This window comes from Solibacillus silvestris, assembly GCF_051967575.1.
Classification (GTDB): domain Bacteria; phylum Bacillota; class Bacilli; order Bacillales_A; family Planococcaceae; genus Solibacillus; species Solibacillus silvestris_B.
In genome coordinates, this window is sequence record NZ_JBQCJW010000002.1 from 61,624 (window position 1) to 87,900 (window position 26,277).

A 26,277-nucleotide genomic window follows, 5' to 3' on the forward strand; every position below is an offset into this window, starting at 1 on the left:
CTTCCTCTACTTTTTAGACTAATGATTTTAAATAATCGTTCAAACATTTTTAGAAAATAATAGTTTATATAATTATTTAACACTGCATAAGAAAAATGCCATTTCAAAATATTCAACAAATTTGTTCTCCAAATCACCATTTGTCAAGGTATAATTCAATTAGCGATAAAGGTCGATTTCCTTTAATTCAGGAGGCTGGAATATAAATTGAGAAGAATATTCGTATTGTTAATTGCTTTGCTTATTGTAGCTGCGTGTTCAAACGACAATGGGGCAAACCCGCCAAAAGAAATTAAAATTACAAAATCGTTTGTAGAAGAAAATGCAAAGGCTGGTTTAACTTCCGACGAGGTGAAAGAGCGGTTTGGAACAGAGGTGCTCGCTGATGTAGTCGATAGTACGGACACTTGGCTATATGATTCAGCCCAATATTCCAAATTCCAATATGATAGAAGTTTAGAAGTAGTATCTTTTGAGGAAATCAAATCCGGCAAGCTTGAATACCAGCTATACATTAACTTTATTGGGGGAAAGGCTTTTATGTATTCTTACTTTTATTTAGGCGGAGACGGGAGAGTATGGCAATATCAAATAACTCCCGATAATGATCCTCTAACTATTCCGGTAAGCAATTAAATTATTAGAGCCCTTAATGAGTGGCGTCCAGCATGCTGCTTTAACGAGTTTTTTAGAGAACTCCCGTGTCTTCCATCGAAACACTACACTTAAAGAAACATAGAAAGGGGCAATTTTATGGATTGGAGAAATATTTTCGCCTTTCTTCTAGTTTTCCTCGCACTGTATCTAACAGGGTCTCAGTTTTTTGTTAGGGAACAAATAGTTTCTAAATTTATAGCTGGACTTTATTTTGTTTTTTCTTTATTTTTAATGATTCAATTTTTGAAAAACTATATCAAGCGGAAAAAGCGAAATTAGAATTTCCATTAATCGCTTTATATGCCCAAAATTGGAATAGCCTTTCAAATGAAAATTTTATCCCCGTTAAATTAAAGCGGGGGATTATTTTAATACAATCTTATTAATCAGATATTGTCACTGCAAAGCTTCTTTATCTGTTATCTCTCCATCATTGTTTGTCCAGATGCGAAATTTCCTTCCATCGATTTCAACTTCCAATGCATATTCCAGAAACCATTCTCCCCAAGAATTGACGCTATTTATTTTAAGGATATTGTCGATTTCAGCGTTATTTTCCAAAATTTTATCTTTTATGTTGTTCATTATAATATTTGTGGCGGAAAAATAGGCAATGGTGACGGCAACTGCCGCTACGCTTATGCCTGCAATTATTTTTTTCAATTTCATGCTCCTATTCAATTAAATCGGCTCCGATAATATTCAGCCTTTTTTCTTCAAAAGTTTAATAATTTCCTCATTTTGCTTTTCAATATTCTGAAGATGCTTCTCTAATTGTTGAGAGCTATTTCGATTATTAGCATTGCGTTTTAGACCGTTCTTTATAAGCAGAAACAATGAAAATAAAATCAGTACTATTAACATGAATATTATAGTAGTAGAAATTATATCGCCTATGTTCACTTGAGCCATCATTGTCCTCCTTTTATTTTTTCACTATACATTTTACAGTAAAATAATGGAATTTATATTAATAGTTTTGTACTCGACTAACAACGGCTAATTCGCAAAATAATGCAGACAGCCGTTTCATTCATGATGTGCTCCCCTTTTTCTTCTAAATACGTTTTAAAAATGAAAAAAGTGTCAACAATAGTGTTAGCAAAACGGCTAATTTTTCATGAGCGGCTTTTTGAGCATCTCCAGTAATAGCTCATATTCTTTGTCCCCAATTGTTCCACGGACCATCTTTTCAATTTCCAATTCCATCTCTTTGCTTTTATGAATAGTATCCACGCCCTGTTCCGTTAAGTGAGCAATCTTCTGGACTTTCGAACCTTTTTTCAATTCTGTTATAATCAATCCCTTTTCTTGCAGTGAAATTATAAATTTATGGACTCCCTGCTTTGAAATATCCAATTGCTTCACTAATTCGGGTACCGTCACAAAGCCGTCATAAATATTTTTTAAGACAAACCATTCCGAGCTCGTTAAATGGAGTTCATTATTTTCGTTCCACATGATTTCTGCACGCTGACGCAATTGTTTATGTTGGCGATACAATAATTCTATAAAATCAATCATTGAGAACACTTCCTCTTTCAAAATATGTATTTCGCAAATATTCTCAAGCATCATACTAAATGAAAAAAAATAATTCAAGTTCCCACAACTAAATCTCATTTAGGTCAACTTAGTTGACTTAAATAGGCATTTCAATTAAAATTAGATATATAATAGTTTTGGAGGCGTATTGAATGTATAAAATTGGCGACTTAACGTTTTATAAATCTCATGGTATTTGTCGTATTGACCACATTATAGAACAAAACTTCTCTGGAAAACCGATGCTTTACTATGTGATGCAATCAAAAATCAGACCTGGCGTAGTATTATACCACCCTGTTGAAAGCAAAAACTCGCAGCTCGAAAAAATTTTGAGCCATCAGGAAGCTTTACATATTATGGAGTGTTTCTCGAATGAACCGAGCGAATGGAATGATCGCACTACAAATCGTCATAGAAATCATGCCGATATTTTAAGCACGAATAATCATTTGAAATCCGCCCAGCTAATGAATACTTTACTTCGAAAAGAATTGGAACTGCAAAAAGAAGATAAAAAAATCTCTTCCCAAGATTCACAAACATTGCAGCAAATTTCAGCAATTATTTTGGACGTACTGGAAATCGCTTTAAAACAACCAAAAGAAGACATCGAGAAAGAAATCCTCCTTAAAATCCATCGTACTCCTTCATGAACATTATAAGAATAATCGCTTAACCCTTTTTAATATAATTATGCATTTTTGATCATAGCCATATAGAATATCATTTCAGGAGTTTATGATAAAAATCAGAAAAATGCTATCAGTGAAACACATTTTGCGCCAAATAATGCAAAATGACATGTTTTCTTATAAAAAATGCCCCTCCTAAATTTTAGGTGGGGCATTCGTCTTTACACGACTTCATGATAATAAAGCGCATATAAATCATTTAATGTCACTTTGCCAAATGCAAAATCCATTACATTGTTTTCAACTAAAAATGCTGTTAAACTACTTAAAAGTTCCGCTTCCGAGCTTGGCAAATGCAATAGTGTCATATCATTGACCAATGTTTGCTGCTCAATCATCGGATACTGTTCCTTCAAATGTTTTTTTACGGCATCTTCCATTTTTTTCACGCGGATCGTTTTAATTTTAGCTTGGCTGAAGCCTTCAACGATTTCGTTTGCGTTTACCAGCTTCCCTTCACTAAATAAAAAGATGCGGTCCGCGTATTTCTCAAGATTATCCAATAAGTGCGAGGCAATAATGATCATCTTTCCCTCAGCCTTTTTCCCCATTAAAATTTTCGATATAATCTCGACATTGTTCGGGTCAAGGCCATTCATTACTTCATCCATCATCATGATTTCTGTATTCGCAACAATTTGCATCGCAAAGCATAGACGCTGCCTCATCCCCAATGAATAGGTGCCTGTTTTTTTGTTTACATAATGTCCCATATTCAGTGCTTCAATCGTTTCTTCGATGAGCTTAGGTTCAGATTTCCACATCGTCGCAAACATTTTTAAATGCGCCCTTCCGCTTAAATGATTGTACAAATCGCTCTGGTCAGGCATCATCGACACAAATTGATGGATTTTTACTTCGTTGGATTTGCTCGAATAGCTTAAATTATTATTAAAAAGCACCTTTCCGCTTGTTGGCTTTAAATAGTTCATAATGACATTCATCAATGTGGATTTCCCTGTCCCGTTTGGTGCCACAAGCCCGATTAGCTCCCCTTGATTAAATTCAATCGAAATATCATTAAGCACTTTTTTATCAGAAAATTGAACCGTAATATTTTGAATTTCAATCATTCATGTTCCCCCTTATTTTATAAGCTTGAATCGTTTATTAAATGAAATAATCAAAGTCATTATTAACAGGGCGAGTCCGGCTATCGCCAACAGTATAAGCCCTAGCCGGTAGTCCAATTTCTCGCTCGTAAAGTAGAAATTCTGGTATTTGGACACGATTTTCCCGACTTGGATATAGGTAGTTGGGATTTTTTCGACTTCCCAAAAATAGCCGACACCGCGACTCGTATAAAAGCGTTCGCCAAAAATTATAAAAATCCCGACGGCCAAGTTCACCATTTCCTGGCGGATAATGACACTGAATAATAGCACAACATTAATGATGACTATAAACCAGACGAATAATAAAGCAAATGAACGTACGAAAAATGTTCCGAGCGTCATCATTTCAAATGAGCCTTCCTCCGTCCAATTCATGAGTGCCGAATATTCAGGTGAAGGCAGCTGCATATGCCCGAAGCCTGATTGGAAACCGATAATGAAAAAACCTACTAGCAAAGGTATAAATAATGCGACGCTTCCAGTGAAAGCGACGAACATTTTCGCAAGAAGCTTTTTCCAGTCTCCAATCGGGAACCCTTTTAAAACAGATGGATGAAGTCGATCCTTTGTTACAATATCGATGACCAAAAGCAGTGCACAAATAATTAAAAGTATCGGTAAGGGCCCTTTTAATAGGCGCTCGACTGTTTGCAATGCTGTGCGCTGTTCAAAAGCCTCAAGCGACAGCTCGTAATCCGCCTTTTCAAATGCCTCATAACGGACATGCTGATCAAGTGCATTAAAAAAACCATCTGCATTTGCAAATTCCCGGTCTTTTACATAGTAGCGCTCATTGTACGAAAGATGCTCATTGAAATGCGTCATGTAGTTCATAGCGAAATACCAGTCACTTGTAACTTCCGCGTATTTTTGCAAATCACCTGCATCAAGCGCCTCTATTCTCGCTTTCTCCAAAGGGTTGATATCCGCAAACATGAAGTAGGCATCCACTGTAACAGGATGCACTTCCCACAAGTCTCTTCCAGCCATCCCATCAATAAATTCCTGGCGGGTTAAATAGCGTGCTTCCATTTCCTCGTAGTCCACTTTTTCAATCGGATCATAGGAAGGCGCAACTTTAAAAGCATAAAAAATAGCCGTAAACGCCAATAAAAAGTAAATCGCCAAGTTTTTCTTATTTGTAAAAAACTGCTTGAATTCAAATTTTAAATATCCCCACATAACGTTCCCCCCTATGCCCTTTTAATTTTTCCTGTCGAGAAGAAAGTTTTAATGATAAAGAGCATCCCAAAAATGCAAACAATCATTATTACTAACCCGATATTCATCGTAATATCGACAGGTATGGCCAAATCAATCGGCATGCCATTTAAGATTTCATTGAAATTCATGAAATGGAATGGATTGTAACGGAACATACTAATAATGGACGGGAAAATTACCGGTAAAAAGAACAAAATGAAATGTACGAACAATGTTAAATACATATTTTTTAGAAGCACATTCAAAATAATCGATAAAAGCATGACAAATAGCGAAATGACAAGCATATAAACAATGCATAGCGCGATATAGCTTGCACTTGAAATAAGTGTCGGCTCACCTAAATATACTTGCACTGGTTCGGATATATCCCCAAAACCATTGAAGATTAAAGGTGCTGCACTTATAAAGATCAGTGCGACAAAAGCGATAACGTATAAAAAGGCAATGATGCATTTCGACAATATATATTGGTCAAAACGTACAGGATAGCCTTTAATTATGCTTGAATGCTCAAAATCATCCAATAAAATCGAACTCGTATAAAAACTGATGAATATGTACCAGCCAACTCCAACTAAGCTAAAGAAGTACAATAAGAATGGTATGTATTGCGACAAATCGCTGACCGAATCCTCCCCCGAATCATACATCGTTTTAAAATACAAAAAATTCATCGAGTTTTGGAGCTTTGACGGCAATAAATTTTTCACCTTCTCATAATCTTCCAATTCAAAAGCTTGTTTCCGTAGATCTGCAATTCGCAGCGACGCCTCATAATACATCGGATAGTCTTCTACTGTTAACGCAGCTATCTGTAATGCAATCGCGCTTTTTTGCTGTGTTAAATTTTTGAACAAATCACTGCCATCTCCGTCTGTTGAAGCATCTTGTACTTGAAACTTCGATAGGACTGCCCGCGAATTGTAGTAATCGCCCTTTTTTTCATGAAGCTGGTCTCCTACAGACTGGGCTTTAATGAAAAACATACAGCCAAATACAATGACAACGATTGCAAGCAAAGCAACAATATTCTTTCGATTCGAGCGCTCAATTAATAATCCCACTTTTAGCGCTTGAAGCATAAACATCTTCCTTTCCATCAATTTTTTCGGTAATGCAGTTCCGTTAAATCGGTCAATTCCAGAAACTGACTTATTGAACGCTCACTTTATTAGAATAATCTATCAATTGTCAATTTACAAATAATAGAAGCGAATTTTGTTGGCAATATGTGAAATTGTATTAATTATCGTATGCTTTCTATTTACAACGCCATAATAATTATTGAACAGAATAATTCCAAGGAAAGGAAAGAATTTTACATGGGCATTTTATCCGGAAATTATAAAGAAGAGCCATTGCATTATGGAGAGGTTTTTACAATTTGGTCAAATATCGCGGGAAATAACGGGTTGGTCGCTGCCTATCAAACATTCATGAACCATGCAGGGGACCAAGATTTAAAGAAAGTGCTCGAAGATTTAATCCAATGCATGAAAGATGAAAACAAACAGCTGGAAAAAATTTTAAAGGTAAATGGAATTGCCCTTCCCCCTGCACCTCCAGAGCGCCCTATAGCTAAATTGGAGGAAATCCCTCCTGGCGCACGTTTTAATGACCCTGAAATAAGCGCGGCTATCTCTTTAGACATCTCCGCAAGCTTAGTGGCTTTCAGTAAAGCAATGGGCATGTCAATTCGGGAAGATATCGCGATGATGTACGGTCAATTTCATATGAGCAAAGCGCAATTGGGTGCGAAGGTTTTAAAGCTGAATAAGGCGAAAGGGTGGCTAATCCCTCCGCCATTGCATATTTATTAAGCGGGAGAATGGAGTACTACAGATTGTTTGTAGTGCTTCTTTTTCTTGTATTCGCTTTATTGTAAATTTTATGCATGGACAAATATGCAGAAGTGATTAAGGATGGTTCACAATAAAAAAAGTCAATTTTCCCAGGGAGGAAGTTGACTTTTTTTATATCCCATTGTCGGAGCACTTTTTATGGCTGAATCACCATCAATATTGTTCGCTATACTCTATCCCAAAAACGTTGCTGCCCGATAGCCGCGACAAAATCTTTTTCGAAATTAGGATTATTTGCGGCAAAAACGACTCCGGCTAAATTATTATTTTCCGATGGCTGAATATAGGGCTGTCCCGACGAGGCAACACCAATTGGTTTGTAGTGTTTATAAGCTTCATGCACGAAATTCGATACGTCTTGCATGAATTTCGCCTGATATCCAGAATTCCCGCCAACGACATAAACCGAGTCGACTAAATAAGGGCTCGCTATAATAAACGTCTTATCAACATTGATTTTTGTTCCGTCAGCACCAGTGACTGCACCAAGTTTCTCGCTTATGATTTCAATGAAAATGCCATTTTCCTGCAGGTAGGCAAGCACATTTTTTACTTCTTGACCATTAAAACCATCACCGATCAACACACCAACTTTTTGCGTCTTAGCATAGCTAGGTGTAGAAAATTGACTAAGAGAAGGGTAGCTTGCCGAAACAGGAACATTTGTGCCTGGAGGACGATTTACCCCGATATTGTCGGCAACAATATATGACATCTCCTGATCGACCTTGACAAGTATGTCAACAACCTGCTGGCGGACAGATTCGCTTTTGACGCTTCCCACCTGATAGCTTAGCGCTTCAATCGTGTGCTGCTTTTCGATAGGCGTCAAACTATTCCAGAATATCCTTGGCTGTGAATAGTAGTCTTTAAACGATTCGCTTCGATTCCGAATTACATATCCTTCCACTTTTTTAGGATAAGAAGAATAGCCGCCTTGTTCTGGGGGCGTTTCATAAGGTGTATTATTCGCTAAAGAGTTTTTATGGTAATTCACTTGATCGACATCGATCCGGAATCTCATATTGCCTCGTCGTTGATTATTATGGAATGGGCAAAGAGGTCGGTTTATAGGCAACTCCTGAAAGTTAGCGCCAAGTCGATGCAGCTGTGCAGCCTGATAGGCAATCAATCTTCCCTGCAGGACAGGATCATTGGAAAAGTCGATGCCGGGCACTACGTTTGCAGGGTTAAACGCGACTTGTTCAGACTCCGTGAAATAACTGTCGATGTTGCGATTTAGCGTCATCTTGCCGATAAGCTGAACAGGGACGATTTCCTCAGGCCAAAACTTTGAAGGATCGAGAACATCAAAGTCATATTTAAATTCATCTTCCATTGAGATTAATTGAATACCCAATTCATACTCAGGGTAAGCCCCTTTTCTGATCGCTTCTCGGAGATCCCTTCGATGGAAGTCAGGATCTAAACCGCCGATTTTCAGCGCCTCATCCTGAAGTAGAGAATGGACACCAAGAACAGGCTTCCAAACAAATCTGACAAAGGTTGCTTTCTCTTGCTCATTAACAAATAAGTACGTATTGATTGACCAAGATTCCATCATTCGATAACTTCTTACAATGCCCCGGTCAGACATGATCCATAGCACCATATGAAGCGCCTCTTCATTATTTGCCACATAATCCCAAAAGAGGTCATGTGCCCCGGAAGCTGTCGGTATATCATCATCCTGCTTCGACTGGTATGCGTGCATTGCGTCAGGAAACTTCATAGCATCCTGATTAATCAATACTGGCATTGCAATCGTTGTTAAATCATAATTCCCTTCCTCTGTATAAAGCTTAACTCCTACACACCGTAAATCCCTTGCCGTATCGTAAGAGCCTTTAGCCCCCTGTACAGTGGAAAAACGGATCGTTAATGGCGTCTTTTTCCCAGCTTCCTGCAAAAAACCCGCTTTTGTAACATGGCGCATCGACTGATAGCATTCAAACTCTCCATGGGCACTGTAACCTCTTGCATGTACTACCCTTTCCGGTATTTCCTCATTGACGAAATGCGTCATCTTTTCAAAGTAATGCCAATCCTGATGCAATGTAGGACCGCGTTCCCCAGCTTTCAGCATGTCCCTATCGTTTGATATTTTCCTCCCTTGGTTTGTCGTCAATGGCTTTCCTGTATTTTGTACACGAAACTGATCCAACTGCTCCTGTTTGGCATTGCTGTTAACCGAACCTTTGTTATTTGAAGAAAAATTTCCCTTTTCGTTATCCAGATTAACCCCCACCCTCTATAAGACATATCAATACTAGATATATACTTTTCGCCCCATTTATATACCTATGAATATTTTTATAATAAAATTATTAGAAAAGGCATTTTGCGCCAAATGTTGTCTATTCTTATATGGCTTTCCTTGTATAAGCTTCCAGTTCCCTATACATTAAAAAGCGCTGGAGCCATTAACCCCAACGCTTTCCTCCTAGTACATCCTCATATATTGGTCGCGCTCCCACTGTGTGACGGTTGTGCGGAACTTATTAAACTCCACTTCCTTCGCTTCTTTGAAATTTGCATAAATATGCTTCCCCAAAGCATCTATAATTACCTTGTCTTTCGCTAACAGGGAAAGTGCATCAACTAAAGTGCCTGGTAAACTGGCAATGCCGTTTGCCTCCCGTTCTTCCGCATTCATCGTATAGATATTGCGGTCTACTGGTGCTGGTGGTTCAAGATCTGTTTTTATCCCATCCAGTCCTGCCGCTAATATTACAGCCATCGCCAAGTACGGATTTGCCGATGGGTCAACAGAACGCAATTCAATACGCGTCGAAAGCCCTCTTGAAGCCGGAATTCGGATTAGCGGAGAGCGATTCTGTGCAGACCAGGCAACATAGCAAGGCGCTTCATAACCTGGAACTAAACGTTTGTAAGAGTTTACGATTGGATTCGTTACTGCCGTAAAGCCTTGCACATGCTTTAAAACACCAGCCATAAAATTTTTTGCCGTTTTTGATAGCTGTAAATCTGCCCCTTCATCCCAAAATGCGTTTATACGTCCTTTAAATAATGATAAGTTGAAGTGCATTCCAGAGCCGTTGACGCCGAATAATGGTTTTGGCATGAAAGTTGCGTGTAAGCCATGTTTGCGCGCGATTGTTTTTACGACTAGCTTGAATGTTTGTATATTGTCGCATGCTTCAACGGCATTGGCATACTTAAAATCGATTTCGTGCTGACCTGGCGCCACTTCATGATGAGAAGCTTCAATTTCAAAACCCATTTCCTCCAGTTCCAACACAATATCACGTCGGCAGTTTTCTCCAAGATCTGTCGGTGCTAAGTCAAAATAGCCTCCATCATCGTTCAAATCCAAAGTAGGTGCCCCTTCTTCATCTAATTTAAATAAGAAAAACTCCGGCTCTGGTCCTAGATTAAAATCGGTAAATCCCAGCTCTTCCATCTCTTTCAACAGGCGTTTTAAGTTTGAACGTGGATCCCCCTCAAAAGGCGCACCATCCGGACGGTTAATGTCGCAAATCAATCGTGCCACCTTCCCTTTTTCCGCTGTCCACGGGAAGATCATAAAAGTATTTAAATCCGGGCACAAATACATATCGGACTCTTCAATGCGCACAAAGCCCTCGATTGACGAACCATCGAACATCATTTTATTATCCAGCGCTTTATCCAGTTGACTTGCCGGGATTTCAACATTTTTAACCGTACCTAAAATATCGGTAAATTGAAGGCGAATAAATTTCACGTTTTTTTCTGCCACCATTTTTTTTATTTCACCTTTTGTTGTATTGCTCACTCCGTTAACCGCTTTATTTGTCATTTTTAACACTCCCTTTTTTATATTCACTTGAAATTCAAAAAGTATTAATGCATTTTAACGAAATAATGTTTTTGGCATATATTGCGATTATCATAACTTACAATGTAATAAATCATGACATGATATTCATTTTGAAGTATTACCATTTTTATAAACACTACATTAACGGCCAGTTCGCGGCATGCTAACCGGCCATAAAGAAAACGATTCCTAGAATTCCCATTTCCTCCTCTTTCGCCTTTTTCTTTTTACTTTAAATTAATGTTATGTATGTTGTCAATTTAATGTAAGGAAAATTAACATATCATTTTTAGATTAATTTCATCACACAATTCGAACATTTCTATTTTCAAAAAAGAAATCATACAGCAAAAGCAGCCGCCAGCTTACGGTTATCAATTTTTTTCTGTTTTCACAGAAGAATCAATCGCTTCTATAAATGACTTGCCCATTTTTATGCAAAGCGCTGTCATGAACATCGCAATCCTCGTCCATATAAAAAGTTGCTCCACACGCACAGTATTCATCTGAAAATTATAGTAAAAAGCGGGTATTAACTGTTCTAATCTTTTTGTTTCCACTTTCCTTCGATTCCTCAGAAAAAGGAATTTAACTCATATTTTTATGAAATTAGGAGCAAAAATCACAAAAAACCTCCGAAATTCTGGATTTATGTGAAATAATTATGTAAAATTACTGTATAATGGTTTTATAAGGTCTAAGTACATATAAGGCGAGGTTAGCTGAAATGCTGTTTAACACAACGCTTTCCAAATAAATTAAAAGGAGCTTGGACTTCCAGTTACTTAAAGGCATATCCGTCTTTCCTGACGGCCACTTACTTTGTTTCTAATTCAGCTGCTGTACAAAACAGCTGCTGAATTAAGATAAAGTCTTTGGCAACTTATACATAATCTATGTGAAGGTTGGCTGAGGCACATTTGATTCGAGGAGGATATATTAGTATGAAAAAGAAGTTTTACACAGTAGCAGTCGCTTCATTGGCAGCGACAGCAGTAGCGGTAGCCCCAGCTTCAGCTGCAGGGTCTTTCACAGATGTAGCTGAAAATAACGCACATTTCAAGGCAATTACAGAATTGCATGCGGCTGGAATTATTAGCGGTTATCCAGACGGCACATTTAAACCAGCGCAGGATGTGACACGTGGACAAGCAGCGAAAATGCTTGCTGGTGCACTTGGTCTTGATACGAAAAACGTAGTAAATCCAAAGTTCGCGGATATTCCAACATCGCACCAATACTACGGCTCTATCGCGGCATTGGCAGCGCTTGATGCAATTGAAGTGTATGAAGATGACACAATCGAGTCAAACGAAACGATTACGCGTGGCGAATTCGCTTATATGCTTGCACAAGCATTAGACTTAGAAGCTGAAGGCGGCAGCCCGTTTACTGATGTGCCGGAGGACAATGACTATGCTTATTTCGTAACAGCATTATATGAATACGGTATTGCAAATGGCGTAAGCGACACGGAATTTGGTGTAGAGGAATCTATAACACGCGGCCAGCTAGCGGCATTTATTTACAATGTAATGAATGAATTTACAGAAGATGATGCAGAAGTGGTTGAACCAACTAAACCGACTGAGCCGACTGAAGAACAGCCTTCTGCAACTTCCGAGGATACAGCGCTATTAGAAACTGTTTTCACAAAGGCGATTGAAAAACAGCAAGCTACAACTAGCATGAAAGCAACAATGACAATGACGCAATCGATGAATATCCAGGAAGGTAAAGAACAAGTAAAAGTTGAAACTACCGGAAAAATGAATATGTCGATTGTCAATAAACCTATGCAGTTCTTCGTTGAAGGAACAATGTCTATGGTTGAACCAACAACAGGCGAATCAATTGATATGCCTTTAAAAATGTATATGACTGAAAAAGATGGCATGTATATGTATGAAGGCATGACAAAAACTTGGGTTAAATATCCTTCCGACATGTTTGAAGAAATTTTGGCACAGGCAGGCACACAAATTAATGCTGCTGAGCAATTAGAAATGCTGCAGCAATTCGCAACGGATTTCACAATTAAAGAAGCTGATCGTCACTATGTGTTAACATTAACAGGTACTGGCGATAAGTTTACTAAGCTAGTTCAAGAGCAAATGTCAGCAATGAACTTAGGTCTGGATGAGGAAATGCTGGCTGAAATGCAAAACTTGAAATTCGACAATTTCTCTTATGAAATCAAAATTAATAAAGAAACTTTTGATATCGAAGAAATGGTAATGGACTTCGGGATCGGCATGAATATTGAAGGTGTTGTAATGGATATTAAAAACAAATCAACAATGAAATATACAGATTTCAATGCAGCAATGACAATTACAATTCCTGCTGAAGCATTGGAAAACGCAAAAACAATGGAAGATTTAATGGTATTAGAATCAGAAGGCAAATAAGCCCTAATATATTAACAAAAGCTATCGGGAAGAAGCAATGCTTTTCCCCGATAGCTTTTTATGTGCAAAATAGGGCTCGCAAAAAAAATTCATTATAAATCACAGTATCGAATTTTTTCATTATAATCTACATATTAAAACCCTTTACATTCATACGCCCCCGGTAAACTATCCAAATGGAAGGAAGAAATGATTGAACTTTCCCATTTTCTATTCAAAATTCAAGGAAACGGAATTAGGAGGTTCGAAGCAGGCTTATGATGCACCAGTTACATTTTCCGATTCCATCATAAAAATTTCATATTATTAGGGTGATGAAAAGTAATATTGCTATTATTCATGTATAATTATTACCATATATTGAGGAGGAGATTTATGTCGAAGCAAAACATCGCAAAGTCTATCGGACAAAAAATCATCGTTATTATCGGGGGCTTAATCGCCGCTTATGGCTTGGAATCCGTATTAATTCCAAATAACGTTTCCGATGGAGGTATTACAGGGATTAGTATCGTAATTTCGCAATTAACACCATTACCTTTAGGTATGTTAATTGCTTTACTTAATATTCCGTTCGTATATTTAGGTTATAAACAAATTGGTAAAACCTTTGCTATCAATTCTGTTATCGGAATTGCCTCGTTAGCAATCGGTACATCCCTTATGCACCATGTACCGACGATTGTGACCGGTGATGCGTTATTGATTACCGTTGTCGGGGGGATTATTTTAGGTATCGGTATGGGGCTTGCACTGCGTAATGGCGGCGCATTGGACGGAATTGATATGCTTGCTGTACTGCTTTCACGAAAGCTGCCGTTCGGGACAAGTGATTTAATTTTATTCTTAAACTTTTTCGTCTTCATTATTGTCTCGTTTGTATTCGGCTTTAAAGGTGCCCTATTATCGGCAATTGCCTACTATATCGCATCAAAAGTCATTTTAGTTGTTGAGGAAGGGCTAAGCGGTTCTAAAACGTATAAAATCATTACAAACGAACCAGTTAAAATGGTTGAGACAATTCGGGATCGTTTAGGACGAAGCGCAACCTTTAATACGGTATATGGCGCCTACTCGAATCAGGAATTCAAAGAAATTACTTGCGTGATTAACCGTATGGAAGAAAGTAAAATGAAAGTTATTATTCGCGAAGTCGATCCGAGTGCTTTTGTTACAGTTTATGAAGTTGTCGAAGTAAAAGGCGGCAGCTTCAAAAAGCAAGATATACATTGAAAAATAAACGGGTGTGTAAAAGTCTTTCCAACTTTTACACACCCGTTTTTTGTTATTCGTTCACTGTACGGGCAATTGGAATACATAACCCGATTACCGCACCGACTATGGCTGGCACGATCCAGCCTAATCCAATCGAATAAAGAGGCAAATAATCCGCATACACTGCCGAAACTGCCGTTAATATATGCATTTCAAATGCTGGCACACTGTTGATTAATGCATTATAGCCATCAATTACACTAATAAAGAATGCAAAGAAAATTGCGCCTGCAAAAACAGGTTTTTTATAGTGAAACAGCGGTCCTAAAAGCGCCAGTATAATCAACACGATCGCTAACGGATACAGAAACATTAATACAGGGATCGCATATGTAATAATATTCGTCAGACCAAAATTTGCAATTGTAAACGAAACGATACATAGTATGACAACAAATGTTTTATAGCTTACTTTCGGGAATACTTCATGGAAAAATTCACTGCATGAAGTAATAAGCCCGATGCTCGTTTTCAAACAGGCAAGGACTATAATAATAGCCAGCAAAATCGCGCCGTACGAACCAAAATAATGATCCGCCACAGCAGCGAAAATTTGTCCGCCGTTTTCATATGTTCCAATTGACGTTACACTTGACGCACCCATATAAGCGATGAGCCCGTATATGAGCATCATTAATGCCATTGCGAAAATGCCGGATTTCCATGTCGTTTTCGCAATTTCTTTTTTGTCGGTAATGCCTGTCCGTTTAATCGCATGAATAACAACGATGCCGAATGCCAGCGAAGCGAGCGCATCCATCGTATTATATCCTTCCTTAAAACCTGTCATAAACGCTTCGCCTATGTATGCTCCAGCAGGCTCGACAAATTTGCCCATCGGTGAAAGCAAACTAATTCCGATTAATACAAATAAAAAGATTAAAAATGCCGGCGTTAAATATTTTCCGATAATATCCATAATTTTCGCTGGATTTAATGAAAAATAAAATACAATCGCAAAGAAAACAAAACTGAATATCGCTAACCACAATGTTGCTTGTGACGGATCGATAAAAGGCTCGAAACCAACTACAAAAGGTACTGTTGCAGTACGGGGTATCGCAAAGAACGGTCCAATCGTCAAATATAATGCCAATGCAAACAATAGCCCAAATATCGGGTGTACCCTGCTTGCTAAATCACGCAAGCCATTGCTCCCTGAAAGACCAATTGCCAAAATCCCCAAAAACGGCAGCCCGATCGCTGTCACTAAAAAGCCAATTAACGCAAGCCAATAATTCGTGCCCGCCAATTGCCCCATTTGAATCGGGAAAATCAGATTTCCTGCTCCAAAAAACATACCAAACAGCATCGTTCCAATGACTGCGTATGTTGAAAATGGTATTTTCTTCTCCATCATTATCTCTCCTAAGATGTCAATTCATGTTGGTTTATGACGAAACAGTCTAATTTTTCACAACAATGTACAATATAATAACAGTGTATAATCGCGATTACAATAGTAAAAAGTTATTCGCCCAAAAAAGAGCTGCAATGAAAATTATACTATTTCCAATACAGCTCCCCAATCGATTATTCAATTAAGCCGAATATTGTCGGCGCTGATTTTCGATCCATACGCGCATCGTACGGTAAAGCATCGTCACAACAACTAGCATTATAATACCTTTTACAATATTAAACGGTAAAATCCCTAAAACGACTGTTTCATACATATCATATTCGAAGCCCAGTAAATACGTGTAAAGCGGCAAGAACGCAACATAGTTCAATACAGCCATCCCTAACGACATAACAATCGTCGAAACAACCAAACCTGTCACTAACCCTTTCACGGAAGGCAATTTTTTATAAATAAAATAAGCCGGTAATATGAATAATACGCCTGTAGCAAAGTTTGCCATATGTCCTACCGGAATCCCTTCCGGAGCTCCAGTATAAACCCAATCAAGCACATTTTTCACTAATTCAACAAGTATGCCCGCGACTGGACCCATCGTAATTGCAGCAATCAATGCAGGCACATCACTAAAATCAATTTGTAAAAACACAGGGAACCAAGGCAGTGGGAAGTTTAATAACATCAATACAAATGAAACCCCACTTAGCATAGCGATCGTTACGAACGAACGCAGCTTCAAACTACTTTTTTGCATAGCAATCTCTCCTCTTTGCTGACTCCATCTCGCAAGAAGAAAGGACGTATCGAATCATTCCATGAAAAATCCCTTATGCTAAATAGAGCATAAGGGAGAAATAGGCACACTTAAATAAAGGTCCTCATGTGCATTTGCAGCTATTTCCCTATTTTAGCGTATGCGAAATAAATCCCCGCATAAAAGGAAATTAAAAACAAATACTGCAAAAAGCACCGCATTTTCAAAAAATGACGACCGTACCTTCACCTTCTCCCATCCAGACTATACTGTCGGCTTTGGAATTGCACCAAATCCTGCACACAAAAAGTGGCTCGCGGGCTCGAAAAGTTTGTATGCAGCGTCCTCCAAGTTAATGGTCGGAGGCTGCAACTTTTATTACCGCCGGTCGGGAATTGCACCCTGCCCCGAAGATGAATCAATATGAAATTATATAACAAAAAACTTTGCTACAATACCTATTATAATTAAAAAAACGGAATTGTAAAGACTATTGCTCACAATTCCGAGTATTTTTATTTGAATTAATCAAAACTATAGTAGAGAATATTTGCCGATAATGGCTTTTCCAAAGGTTTCGTAAAGTTAAAACCACTCCAATGTTCCTGCACTATTTGTTCAAACTTAACTTGTTTATCAAAACTCGCCACTGTTAAAATCAAACCTTCAATCATCCGCATCGCTTGAATCGCATCATAGTTTTCCAAATTTAAAGGCTCTTCAAACGTAATTGTTACAAGGGAGTCTTCCTCTTCCACGTGGAGCGAAACCCCCGGCAAAATTACTGTTCTGTAAATATCGTTCGCTTCAAGCGTCATATTTTTTATCGCTTCTTTCACATTTGTGAAGCTCATCCGGAAATTGGGGCTTAAGTAAACCGTTCCATCCTGCATTTCATACATAAAATAATTGTATTGTGTATGTTCGCTTTTCAATGCAATCGACTGTGCCACTTCTCCGGCATGGTCAAAATAAATCGCCTTCCCCTCGGCATCTTTTATAAGCACCTCATTATATTCATCACTAAACGTATCTACAAGGGAACCGAGATAATTGGATAATGAGGCTGTACCTGCATCATATTGATGATTGTCAGGCAATGTGTGAATAAGTTTATCCCCTTCTTCACGCAATTCGCCTTTCAAAGGATGATACTCGTTGAAGCCAAGCTTCTTTTCATCAATTAATGGGCTAAATGCTTTGTAGAGTGCTAACTTTGTAGGGTTTTGCGTTCCGAGCTTTTCGACAACTACTTCATTTGGAATTAAAATGCTGACAGGCACGCTTTCTGCATCATCGCCGGCTAACCCGATTTCAAATAATGTCATACCTTCAAGCTGATGCTCATAAACCAATGTTTGCTGTGCATGGGCATCCGCCGCAAATTTGGACATCATTGAACGTTCATTTGCTGTCGATACATCGTTGTTTGCACTCATTTCCGCTTTTTCCTCAGTTTCTGTTGCCGAAAGATCAAATGTAGTATTATTCTCCATTGAAATTGAATTCTCATCGTCTAAAAACTGTGCACCTATTAACACGATGGCAAATAAGGAAGCAATGGATACTAATAGCGGCATCCAACGAATTCCTTTTTGATTTTCCTGCTGTTTGCGAGGCGGTTGTTCATTAAATGCTCCTTCATCCACTAAACGATTAAATACTTCATCCTTTGTACGGTGATCGTTTACTTTCGGGGCTTGTTTAAGGAGAGATTCAATATTCTCTTCATCCCAATATTCCTTTTTCATAATGAATTCGCCTCCTTTCCTTGTTGTGCTTCCAGTAGCTGCCGCAAATTTTTTAATGCCCTGTGCTGTGTCGTTTTTACTTTTCCAGTCGTCCAGCCCAGCACTTCAGCTGTTTCCTGTATCGAAAGCTCTTGGATGAAGCGCATAATAATGACCATTTTTTGATCGCCGGAACACTGCTCCAATGCAAGCAATAATTGATTGAGTTCATCGTTTAATTCTGTAGCCTGTTCAGGTGAAGGCAATGGACTTACGAGTTGTTCCGTCTCCCAATCAAATGCGGTGAAAGCATGCTTATCGCGAACTTGCTTTTTTCTGAAATAGTCGATTGCCACATTTTTCGCAATCGAGAAGAGCCAGGTTTTCTCGGAGCTTTTTCCTTCAAAGCGCTCGTACGATTTCAAAACCCGCACATATACTTCATGCGAAAGATCCTCAGCTGCCGTGCGATTTTTCACTAAATAAAACAAAAAATTAAAAACATCTTGATGATACGTGTCGTATAATCGATGGAAAATGGATTGTTGCACCCATCCCACCTCCGTTCTAGTAATTTGTCGGTTAAAAACAAAAAAAGTTACAATATCCATCAATATTATATGAAATGCCAACTATTTTAAAAATAAAAGTTTATCACTTTGAACGCAATCAAAATGATAAACTTTTTTAATTCGTCTATTCTTTCCCCGTTAAGCTAACGGCAAATAAAATGTAAATGTCGTGCCTTGCTGTTCGACACTGTCCACAGAAATCGTCCCGTTATGCGCTTCCACAATATTTTTTGTGATTGCCAATCCTAGGCCTGTTCCGCCTTTTGAGCGTGTCCGTGCTTTATCCGCCTTATAGAAACGTTCGAATACGTATGGCAGATCATCCTGTGGAATACCCTGCCCTGTGTCGCGTACTTGTATTTTCGCGAATTTTTGCCCATCTGTAATGGAAACAGTGACTTTGCCTCCTGATGGAGTATGACGGATCGCATTATCGACTAAATTCGTCAATACTTGCTCAATGCGGTCTTCATCAATCGGTATGAGCGTATCATCGGAAAAGTCTGTTTCGATATAAAGCTGAATGTGCTTTTCTTTCGCTGTTTGGTCGAATTTATGGGTCATCCTTTCAATCACCGAAACTAACGGCACTTCATCTTTATATAGACGCATATGCCCAGATTCCATACGTGCCAAGTCAAGTAAATCTGTGACAAGACGACTCATGCGCTGAGATTCATCATAAATGACGCGGATCATATCATTGCGATCTTCTTCTGTTGTGACGACACCATCGATAATCGCCTCGGAATATCCTTGAAGCATCGCAATCGGCGTACGGAGCTCATGCGAAACATTGGCGATGAAATCCGATTTTAGCTTTTCCAGCTTCGTTTCTTCTGTTTTGTCGCGTATAACAGCTACCGCCCCGCGAATCGATTCGCCGCTATATAGAGGACTGATCGTAATACTATAATAGGATTTGCCCATTTCAAGTTCTTCATCCAATTGATCTTCAAAGCTTAATACGTGGTCAAGCATTTGATAAAGCTCCACCGGAATCGGCTTTGAGCTATCCAAACCTTTTGCGACAAACCACTTTTGCAGCAGACGTTCCGCCGGCGGGTTACTGACCAAAATTGTTTTATCGCGGTTGAATGTAATAACAGCATCTGTCATCGATGTTAAAATGCTGGATAACTGTTCTTTTTCCTGATTAATCACTTCCAAATGGTGCTTTAATTGGCGTCCCATTTGGTTAAAGGCTACTGCCAACTGGCCGATTTCGTCATTTTGCTTCGTTTCAAGCTTCGAATCAAAGCGCCCTTTCGCCAATTCAAACGCGTGTTCCCGCATATTGCGTAATGGCAGCGTAATTTTGGAAGAAAGGAAAAAGGCAAAAATAGTTGTCAGCACGAACGCGATCGCCGCTGCCAAAAAGACGATTTTAGTCGTCTCATTACTTGTTTGGTGCAGGGCGTCAGGATTTTTGTATATGAATACTGCCCCGTGCAGTTCTTCCTCGCTTTTTAGAGGAAAGCCGAGGACGATATATTTCGATTTTTTGTTTTGGTCTCTGTTCGACGGCAATACAAGCTCTTTTACGATCGGCTCTTTTGATGCGTATACTTGTTCAAACGCTTTGCTCGAAATGATGTTTTGCTGTATATCCTCTTTGTTAACGCCCTCTTGCATTGAATATAAGACTTCGTTTGAATTTTTCGCTATGAGCACATTCGTCGTCTCTGTCAGTAATTCCGAAATAATCGCAAATTGTATATCATCCAATTCGTCTTCGTCCACTATGCTTGCGATAGCCGCGGCAGTTTGTCTAAGCGAAATTTCAGATTGTTCATTATGATATTTCTCCAAAAACTCCAGCATGAAAATCGTGAAAATAAACAGGACAAATGAAACGAGAAGCAAAATGGTTACCCACAGCTTCCCGACAATGCTTGTTGCTATTTTAATCATTTACAACCTCGAATTTATAGCCTACACCCCAAACGGTTACAATCATTTTAGCCGCATTTTCAGAGACGCGATTCAATTTTTCGCGTAAACGCTTAACATGTGTATCTACTGTACGCAGGTCACCGAAGAAGTCATAATGCCATACTTCTTTCAATAGCTGTTCACGATCGAACACTTTATCGGGAGATTTCGCCAAAAAGTACAGCAATTCATACTCTTTCGGCGTTAAATTCACTTCCGTACCGTCAGCTGTGACACGGTGTGCATCATGGTCAATTGTTAAGTGCGGGAATACGACTAAATCCTTGGATGAAGAAGCATTTGATACAGGTGAAAATACAGCCGAACGACGTAAAATCGCTTTTACGCGAAGCACGACTTCACGCGGACTGAATGGTTTGACAATATAGTCATCTGCTCCAAGTTCAAACCCTTGTACACGGTTTGCTTCTTCGCCTTTTGCAGTCAATAATATGATTGGTGTTGTTTTCTTTTCACGCAGCTCTGCACAAACTTCCAAGCCGTCTTTTTCAGGCATCATAATATCCAGTAAAATACAATGATAATCTTTTTCTAGTGCCATTGAAAGTGCTTGTTCGCCGTTTTCAGCTTCTTCTACCATATAGCCTTCACGTTCTAAATACATTTTTAATAAACGGCGAATACGATCCTCATCATCAACAATTAATACAGAAATATTTTCAGACACTGGTGTTGCCCCTTTCAAAACTCTATTTCTCTTCTCTATTGTACCTTTTTAGTAGTCAATTGAAAAGAAAAGCTCAACCGAAATGGCAGAACTTTTCTAAATTTATGATATTTTGATAATTTTTTCGCACACTAGAAGAAACTGTATTATTTATACATTTAACGTTCATATTATGCGTAAGAGTGCAATCCTGCAATAACAAGGTTTACAACTACTAAATTGAATAAAATAATCAGGAAACCGATAACCGTAAGCCAGGCAGTCTTTTTACCTTCCCACCCTTTTGATAAGCGCAAGTGCAGAAATGCGGCATAAAACAGCCATGTAATAAGTGCCCATACTTCTTTTGGATCCCAGCCCCAGAAGCGCCCCCATGCTTTTTGCGCCCAAATCATCGCAAAAATCAGTGCGCCCAGCGTGAAGATTGGGAACGCAATTAAAATCGAACGGTATGCAATTTCATCCATTAATGTCGAATTCACACGTTTCACTAATGGCTGGAACATTTTTGCCACCTTCTTTCTGAAGACGAGACGAATTAAAATATAGATGATCGTACCGAATACAATCGACCATACAACCGTCGTTAATTTTCGGGCATCAATAAGTGCAGGCAGCTCCACGAATGGTGTCATACGATCTTCTGAAAGCCCTGCAGATTCATTCATGCCGAAAATAGGTGGCATCATATATGTTGTCGTGCTTGCTTGGTCCAATGTATCGACATATTCAAATTTCGCTTCATAGTCCATTACATTGAATGTAACAGTCGCCGCTACGAAACCTACGACTAATACACAGCAATACATAACCGTTTCCAGCCAAAAACTCTCTTTTGACCGGACATCCATATTCACATTTTTCAGCAAGTAAATAAGACCCGCTACTGCACTGATCCCGAAAATCGATTGACCTAATGCCGCCGTAATTACATGTATCGTCAGCCAATGACTTTGCAATGACGGTACTAGCGGGCTTACCTCAGTCGGGAACATCGAAGCATAGCCGATGATAAGCAGCGCAATCGGCAATGCCACGACGCCTAGTGCCGAAACTTTATACATAAAGTAAATGATGATGAATGATAATACGATGAACATGCCGAACGCTGTCGTGAATTCGAACATATTGCTCACAGGTGCATGTCCTGTATAAATCCATCGTGTAATGAAATACCCTAACTGTGCAGCAAAACCGATGATTGTAATGACGATCGCCAATTTGCCGTATTTGTCTGCACGGCTTGCAGCTGTATCATTTTTCTCTTTAATGGCACCCGCAAAAAGGAATGTGCCGATTAAATAACAAATGAATGCAGCATACAGTAAATAACCGCTTAAATCGATTAAACTCATGACGTTTTACCATCCTTTTCTGTTTCAGCATTTTCACTGTTTTCTGATTCTTGCTGATCTACGTATTGAGGTAAATGGGCGTGTTTTGTTAACGCATCCAAATCTTTCTTCATGCCAAACCAGTTTTTATTTGTATGTGCAGCCAAACGAATCGTTCCGTCAGCCAGCTGCTCAATCCAAATTCGGCGATGATTCCAATACGAGCCGATCGCCACACCAATCATAAAGATAATTCCACCAACAAATAAAATCGGGATAGTGCGATCATAGCGGACCATTAAGCCTGACATATTCCGTGTCTCAACATTGGAAAACTTCATTTTATATACGTTTTCCCCTTCAGGCTCCAACGTTTGCTGGATGGCTACAAAGCTTGTTTCTCCTTCAGGTTTTTCCGGAGTAATCATTTTAAAAATAAAGGCAGGATTATTAGGTGTTTGTGTCGCAGTTTGCGGTACACCTTCTTTAAATCCGGAAAAATCCGGGTAGAAGCCAAGCAATTCCACTTTCGTACCATTTTCCAATGCATATTCTTCCTGAGGGCTTGTTAAATCGATGCTTACTTGTCCAAGAGATTCCTCAGTTTCTTTATGCGTGAGATCAAAAATCATTGTTTTTATTTCGTTTAGACGGAAGTCCATTTGATAAATGCCGTAGCCTTCATGCTTTAACGGATGATTGACGCGGATGCCGTATTGCATCACTTCCTCTAAATTTTCAGCTTGACCTGGAACAGCATTATCTTGTTGCTTATATAATGTGACATCTGTTTGGTAATTTTTTGCGACGACATTAATCCCCTGCTTAATTTGCTCTCCTTGCGGGTCATTGTCGTATGTTTCCAATATGAATTTATCATTTTTTAAGAAGTAGCCGTCCATTCCTGGTATTGCGCGTGTTTCGCCCTCCCGCAGCCACATCGATTCATCGACATAAAAACCTGGCACTAAATGAAGCATGACACCGATTAAAAATACGATTAATCCAACATGGTTTACGTAAGCTCCATAACGTGAAAAACGCCCGCGCTCGGCTAAAATCGAATTATCTTCACGTCGAACATTGTACTTTAAATCTTTTAACTTTTGTTCTGCAATCTGCAATGTCTGCTCCTGGTTTTCTCCAGGCTCGCCTTCACTAATGACGCGTTGGCGTTTCATAAAGCTCGTATGTCGCTTGACGCGTTGATTTTTTAAAGATTTATGTAATGGAATACCTCTGTCAATACTTGCAATAATGATGGACACGCCTAACATTAATACAAGTAATTGGAACCATAAGGACGAATAAAGATCCGATAAACCTAACGCATAGTATATTTCACCGAACCAGCCATATACATCTGAATAGTACTTCTCTTTTTCAGCGTCCGTTGCTACACTGACGTAAAATTCCTGAGGCAAAATCGTACCAATGGATGCTGCTATTAAATTTATGATGATGAGCGAAATTCCGACTTTCACACTTGAAAAGAAATTCCAGATTTTATCAACAATCGACTTATTGTAAGTTTTTGAACGAATGGCCGTTCCTTCATAGCGCATGTCTGCAATCTTTTTGCTTTTCTCCTCCGCTGTCAATGGAGAACCGCATTTTTGGCAGAGGTTCGTGCCCTCAGGATTTTCATGCCCGCATTCACAAAGTATTTTATTCATAGCGTAAAAACTCCTATTCCGGCTTTATTGACTCCATATATTGCACAATTTCTTTTTCGGTCATTTCTCCAGTTATAATACGGTCTATTGTACCGTCCGGCTTAATGAAAATCGATGTAGGCAGGGGGCCAATATTATAGGCAGTAAAAACACTTTTCGTTTTATCGATCGCAACCGGGAACGTCATCCCCATATTCGACACGTATTTTTTTACTTCGAAATCCGATTGTGCGAAGTTAACGGCAATAATTTGAACATCCTGGTTTTTAAATTCCGCATATTGACGCGTCATTGCAGGGAATTCGCGTTCACAAGGCTCACACCATGTGCCCCAGAAATTCAGTACGACTCCCTTTCCATCGTAATCTTTCAATCTGTGTTTTTCTCCGTCTAAATCTACTACTTCAAAATCAGGCGCCTCTGCACCAGCTTGGACAATTTCTATTTTATCCTTCGTCACGGCAGCGTAAACCGTATAACCTATCGCTATTGCTAAAATTGCTAGAATAATGCCGCGTGTAACAGAACGTTTTTTCTTTTTTTCCAAACAAAAAACCCCCTTCCTTTTCAGCAACTGCTGTTGCCTATTATAGCAAATAAATACAAATTAAAAATTCTTTTAATTATGAATGATTTATGAACGTTTCCACTATCTAATTGTTGTAATCTATTTTCCCTGTTTCTGCCAACACACGTAACAGCTTAACCTCATGCTTCGTTAATTGACGGTATTCGCCAGGAGAAAGACCTGTTAAATCCAAAAAAGCAAAGCGTTCGCGTTTTAGCTTTACGACCGGTGTGCCAATCGCTTCAAACATGCGTCTCACTTGCCGGTTACGTCCTTCATGAATCGTGATTTCGCAAATTGCTTTGCCCGCCTTTTCATCAAAACTCGTCATGCTTACTTTAGCAGGGGCTGTTTTCCCATCTTCCAGCTTAATGCCACTTTGGAGCTTCATTAAACCTTGCTTTGTTGGAACACCCTTCACACGGGCAATATAAGTTTTGTCGATCTTGAATTTCGGATGTGTCATTAAGTTGGAAAATTCGCCGTCATTCGTTAAGAGCAATAGCCCCGTCGTATCATAATCCAAGCGTCCTACAGGGAAAATGCGCTGGTGTACATGCTTTTTAAAAATATCTGTAACAGTTTTACGACCTTTATCATCTGTCACTGCTGAAATATAGCCACGCGGTTTATATAGCAGGAAGTATACTTTATCTTCTTTCTCCAATTTTACGCCTTCTACTTCAATCGTGTCTGAATTCGACACTTTTGTCCCCAATTCTTTAACAACTGTTCCATTCACTTTTACTTTGCCTTCCACGATTAATTGCTCCGCTTTACGTCGTGACGCAACACCTGCATAGGCAATTACTTTTTGTAATCTTTCCATAAGTTCACCTCATTGATTGATAAACTGCAAAGACGCATGCTTCTTCAGCATTCGGTCTTTGCACTTTTATTTAAATATTGCCAAAAACGCCTGTTCAGCCCCGAATAGCTCGAGGTCCTGTTTTTCAGCATAATAAACGTTGAGAAAATTAGTTGACTAGTTATCCACAATACGAGCAAGAATAATTCCTTAACGAATAGAAATTATGGCATATTTTT

General features: G+C 39.0%; 24 protein-coding genes and 1 riboswitch. Of the genes, 5 read left to right on the forward strand and 19 right to left on the reverse strand.

Annotated features, from left to right (window positions below; translation table 11 throughout):
• Positions 1–207: 207 nt before the first annotated feature.
• Complete coding sequence (locus tag ACTHOQ_RS01535; protein WP_440493904.1) at positions 208–636, forward strand: PhoU family transcriptional regulator; 429 nt, start codon at positions 208–210, stop codon at positions 634–636.
• 417 nt (positions 637–1,053) lie between these two features.
• Here the strand turns inward: ACTHOQ_RS01535 and ACTHOQ_RS01540 are convergent, their stop codons facing one another.
• From ACTHOQ_RS01540 to ACTHOQ_RS01550, 3 genes are all read right to left on the reverse strand, one after another.
• Complete coding sequence (locus ACTHOQ_RS01540) at positions 1,054–1,320, reverse strand: hypothetical protein (RefSeq protein ID WP_440493905.1); 267 nt, start codon at positions 1,318–1,320, stop codon at positions 1,054–1,056.
• Positions 1,321–1,359: 39 nt separating this feature from the next.
• The gene (locus tag ACTHOQ_RS01545; RefSeq protein WP_440493906.1) at positions 1,360–1,569 is read right to left on the reverse strand and encodes a DUF4083 family protein; all 210 of its coding nucleotides are present in this window, start codon (positions 1,567–1,569) and stop codon (positions 1,360–1,362) included.
• Positions 1,570–1,767: 198 nt separating this feature from the next.
• Positions 1,768–2,181, reverse strand: coding sequence for a MarR family winged helix-turn-helix transcriptional regulator (locus ACTHOQ_RS01550; RefSeq protein WP_440493907.1), 414 nt, complete (start codon positions 2,179–2,181; stop codon positions 1,768–1,770).
• A 173-nt stretch (positions 2,182–2,354) separates the two neighbouring features.
• On the opposite strand from ACTHOQ_RS01550, the gene ACTHOQ_RS01555 reads away from it, so the two are divergent.
• Positions 2,355–2,858, forward strand: a complete 504-nt coding sequence (locus ACTHOQ_RS01555; RefSeq protein ID WP_440493908.1) for a CarD family transcriptional regulator — start codon at positions 2,355–2,357, stop codon at positions 2,856–2,858.
• A gap of 200 nt (positions 2,859–3,058) precedes the next feature.
• Here the strand turns inward: ACTHOQ_RS01555 and ACTHOQ_RS01560 are convergent, their stop codons facing one another.
• The 3 genes from ACTHOQ_RS01560 to ACTHOQ_RS01570 are packed head-to-tail and all read right to left on the reverse strand — an operon-like array spanning position 3,059 to position 6,321.
• Positions 3,059–3,970 (reverse strand): ABC transporter ATP-binding protein, encoded by a 912-nt coding sequence (locus tag ACTHOQ_RS01560; RefSeq protein ID WP_440493909.1) that lies wholly within the window; start codon positions 3,968–3,970, stop codon positions 3,059–3,061.
• A 12-nt stretch (positions 3,971–3,982) separates the two neighbouring features.
• The gene (locus ACTHOQ_RS01565) at positions 3,983–5,194 is read right to left on the reverse strand and encodes an ABC transporter permease (RefSeq protein ID WP_440493910.1); all 1,212 of its coding nucleotides are present in this window, start codon (positions 5,192–5,194) and stop codon (positions 3,983–3,985) included.
• Positions 5,195–5,205: 11 nt separating this feature from the next.
• Positions 5,206–6,321 carry an ABC transporter permease gene (locus ACTHOQ_RS01570; RefSeq protein ID WP_440493911.1) on the reverse strand — a complete coding sequence of 372 codons (1,116 nt, stop codon included), beginning with the start codon at positions 6,319–6,321 and terminating at the stop codon, positions 5,206–5,208.
• Positions 6,322–6,561: 240 nt separating this feature from the next.
• On the opposite strand from ACTHOQ_RS01570, the gene ACTHOQ_RS01575 reads away from it, so the two are divergent.
• Positions 6,562–7,059 carry a DUF3231 family protein gene (locus ACTHOQ_RS01575; protein WP_440493912.1) on the forward strand — a complete coding sequence of 166 codons (498 nt, stop codon included), beginning with the start codon at positions 6,562–6,564 and terminating at the stop codon, positions 7,057–7,059.
• 208 nt (positions 7,060–7,267) lie between these two features.
• On the opposite strand, the gene ACTHOQ_RS01580 is transcribed toward ACTHOQ_RS01575, so the two are convergent.
• The 3 genes from ACTHOQ_RS01580 to ACTHOQ_RS01590 all read right to left on the reverse strand — a co-directional run bounded on the left by ACTHOQ_RS01580 (position 7,268) and on the right by ACTHOQ_RS01590 (position 11,484).
• On the reverse strand, positions 7,268–9,349 hold the full coding sequence (locus ACTHOQ_RS01580) for a catalase (protein ID WP_440493913.1): 2,082 nt from the start codon (positions 9,347–9,349) through the stop codon (positions 7,268–7,270).
• Positions 9,350–9,544: 195 nt separating this feature from the next.
• Positions 9,545–10,903 carry a type I glutamate--ammonia ligase gene (gene glnA / locus ACTHOQ_RS01585; RefSeq protein WP_440493914.1) on the reverse strand — a complete coding sequence of 453 codons (1,359 nt, stop codon included), beginning with the start codon at positions 10,901–10,903 and terminating at the stop codon, positions 9,545–9,547.
• A gap of 395 nt (positions 10,904–11,298) precedes the next feature.
• Positions 11,299–11,484 carry a hypothetical protein gene (locus ACTHOQ_RS01590; protein ID WP_440493915.1) on the reverse strand — a complete coding sequence of 62 codons (186 nt, stop codon included), beginning with the start codon at positions 11,482–11,484 and terminating at the stop codon, positions 11,299–11,301.
• A 384-nt stretch (positions 11,485–11,868) separates the two neighbouring features.
• Between ACTHOQ_RS01590 and ACTHOQ_RS01595 the strand changes: the two genes are divergently transcribed.
• On the forward strand, positions 11,869–13,335 hold the full coding sequence (locus ACTHOQ_RS01595) for a DUF6612 family protein (RefSeq protein ID WP_440493916.1): 1,467 nt from the start codon (positions 11,869–11,871) through the stop codon (positions 13,333–13,335).
• 375 nt (positions 13,336–13,710) lie between these two features.
• Positions 13,711–14,568 carry a YitT family protein gene (locus ACTHOQ_RS01600; RefSeq protein WP_440493917.1) on the forward strand — a complete coding sequence of 286 codons (858 nt, stop codon included), beginning with the start codon at positions 13,711–13,713 and terminating at the stop codon, positions 14,566–14,568.
• A gap of 52 nt (positions 14,569–14,620) precedes the next feature.
• Here ACTHOQ_RS01600 and brnQ read toward each other — a convergent pair whose 3' ends face one another.
• From brnQ to ACTHOQ_RS01650, 10 genes are all read right to left on the reverse strand, one after another.
• Positions 14,621–15,967: a branched-chain amino acid transport system II carrier protein gene (gene brnQ / locus ACTHOQ_RS01605; RefSeq protein WP_440493918.1), complete on the reverse strand. Its 1,347-nt coding sequence runs from the start codon at positions 15,965–15,967 to the stop codon at positions 14,621–14,623.
• 184 nt (positions 15,968–16,151) lie between these two features.
• Positions 16,152–16,727, reverse strand: a complete 576-nt coding sequence (locus ACTHOQ_RS01610; RefSeq protein ID WP_440493919.1) for an ECF transporter S component — start codon at positions 16,725–16,727, stop codon at positions 16,152–16,154.
• 243 nt (positions 16,728–16,970) lie between these two features.
• Positions 16,971–17,146, reverse strand: a riboswitch (FMN riboswitch).
• A 105-nt stretch (positions 17,147–17,251) separates the two neighbouring features.
• Entirely contained in the window at positions 17,252–18,478 is a 1,227-nt protein-coding gene (locus tag ACTHOQ_RS01615; protein WP_440493920.1) for a hypothetical protein, read from the reverse strand.
• Entirely contained in the window at positions 18,475–19,008 is a 534-nt protein-coding gene (sigX, locus tag ACTHOQ_RS01620; protein WP_440493921.1) for an RNA polymerase sigma factor SigX, read from the reverse strand. Before sigX ends, ACTHOQ_RS01615 begins: the two co-directional genes overlap by 4 nt.
• Positions 19,009–19,167: 159 nt before the next feature.
• The gene (locus ACTHOQ_RS01625; RefSeq protein ID WP_440493922.1) at positions 19,168–20,943 is read right to left on the reverse strand and encodes an ATP-binding protein; all 1,776 of its coding nucleotides are present in this window, start codon (positions 20,941–20,943) and stop codon (positions 19,168–19,170) included.
• A complete protein-coding gene (locus ACTHOQ_RS01630; RefSeq protein ID WP_440493923.1) occupies positions 20,936–21,652 on the reverse strand; it encodes a response regulator transcription factor in 717 nt (238 codons plus the stop codon). The genes ACTHOQ_RS01625 and ACTHOQ_RS01630 overlap by 8 nt, the downstream gene beginning before the upstream one ends.
• 170 nt (positions 21,653–21,822) lie before the next feature.
• On the reverse strand, positions 21,823–23,007 hold the full coding sequence (gene ccsB / locus ACTHOQ_RS01635) for a c-type cytochrome biogenesis protein CcsB (RefSeq protein WP_440493924.1): 1,185 nt from the start codon (positions 23,005–23,007) through the stop codon (positions 21,823–21,825).
• Positions 23,004–24,662 (reverse strand): cytochrome c biogenesis ResB family protein, encoded by a 1,659-nt coding sequence (locus ACTHOQ_RS01640; protein ID WP_440493925.1) that lies wholly within the window; start codon positions 24,660–24,662, stop codon positions 23,004–23,006. The genes ccsB and ACTHOQ_RS01640 overlap by 4 nt, the downstream gene beginning before the upstream one ends.
• 13 nt (positions 24,663–24,675) lie before the next feature.
• Positions 24,676–25,209 (reverse strand): thiol-disulfide oxidoreductase ResA, encoded by a 534-nt coding sequence (gene resA / locus ACTHOQ_RS01645; protein ID WP_440493926.1) that lies wholly within the window; start codon positions 25,207–25,209, stop codon positions 24,676–24,678.
• Between the two features lie 106 nt (positions 25,210–25,315).
• Positions 25,316–26,059: a pseudouridine synthase gene (locus ACTHOQ_RS01650; RefSeq protein ID WP_440493927.1), complete on the reverse strand. Its 744-nt coding sequence runs from the start codon at positions 26,057–26,059 to the stop codon at positions 25,316–25,318.
• Between the last annotated feature and the right edge of the window lie 218 nt (positions 26,060–26,277).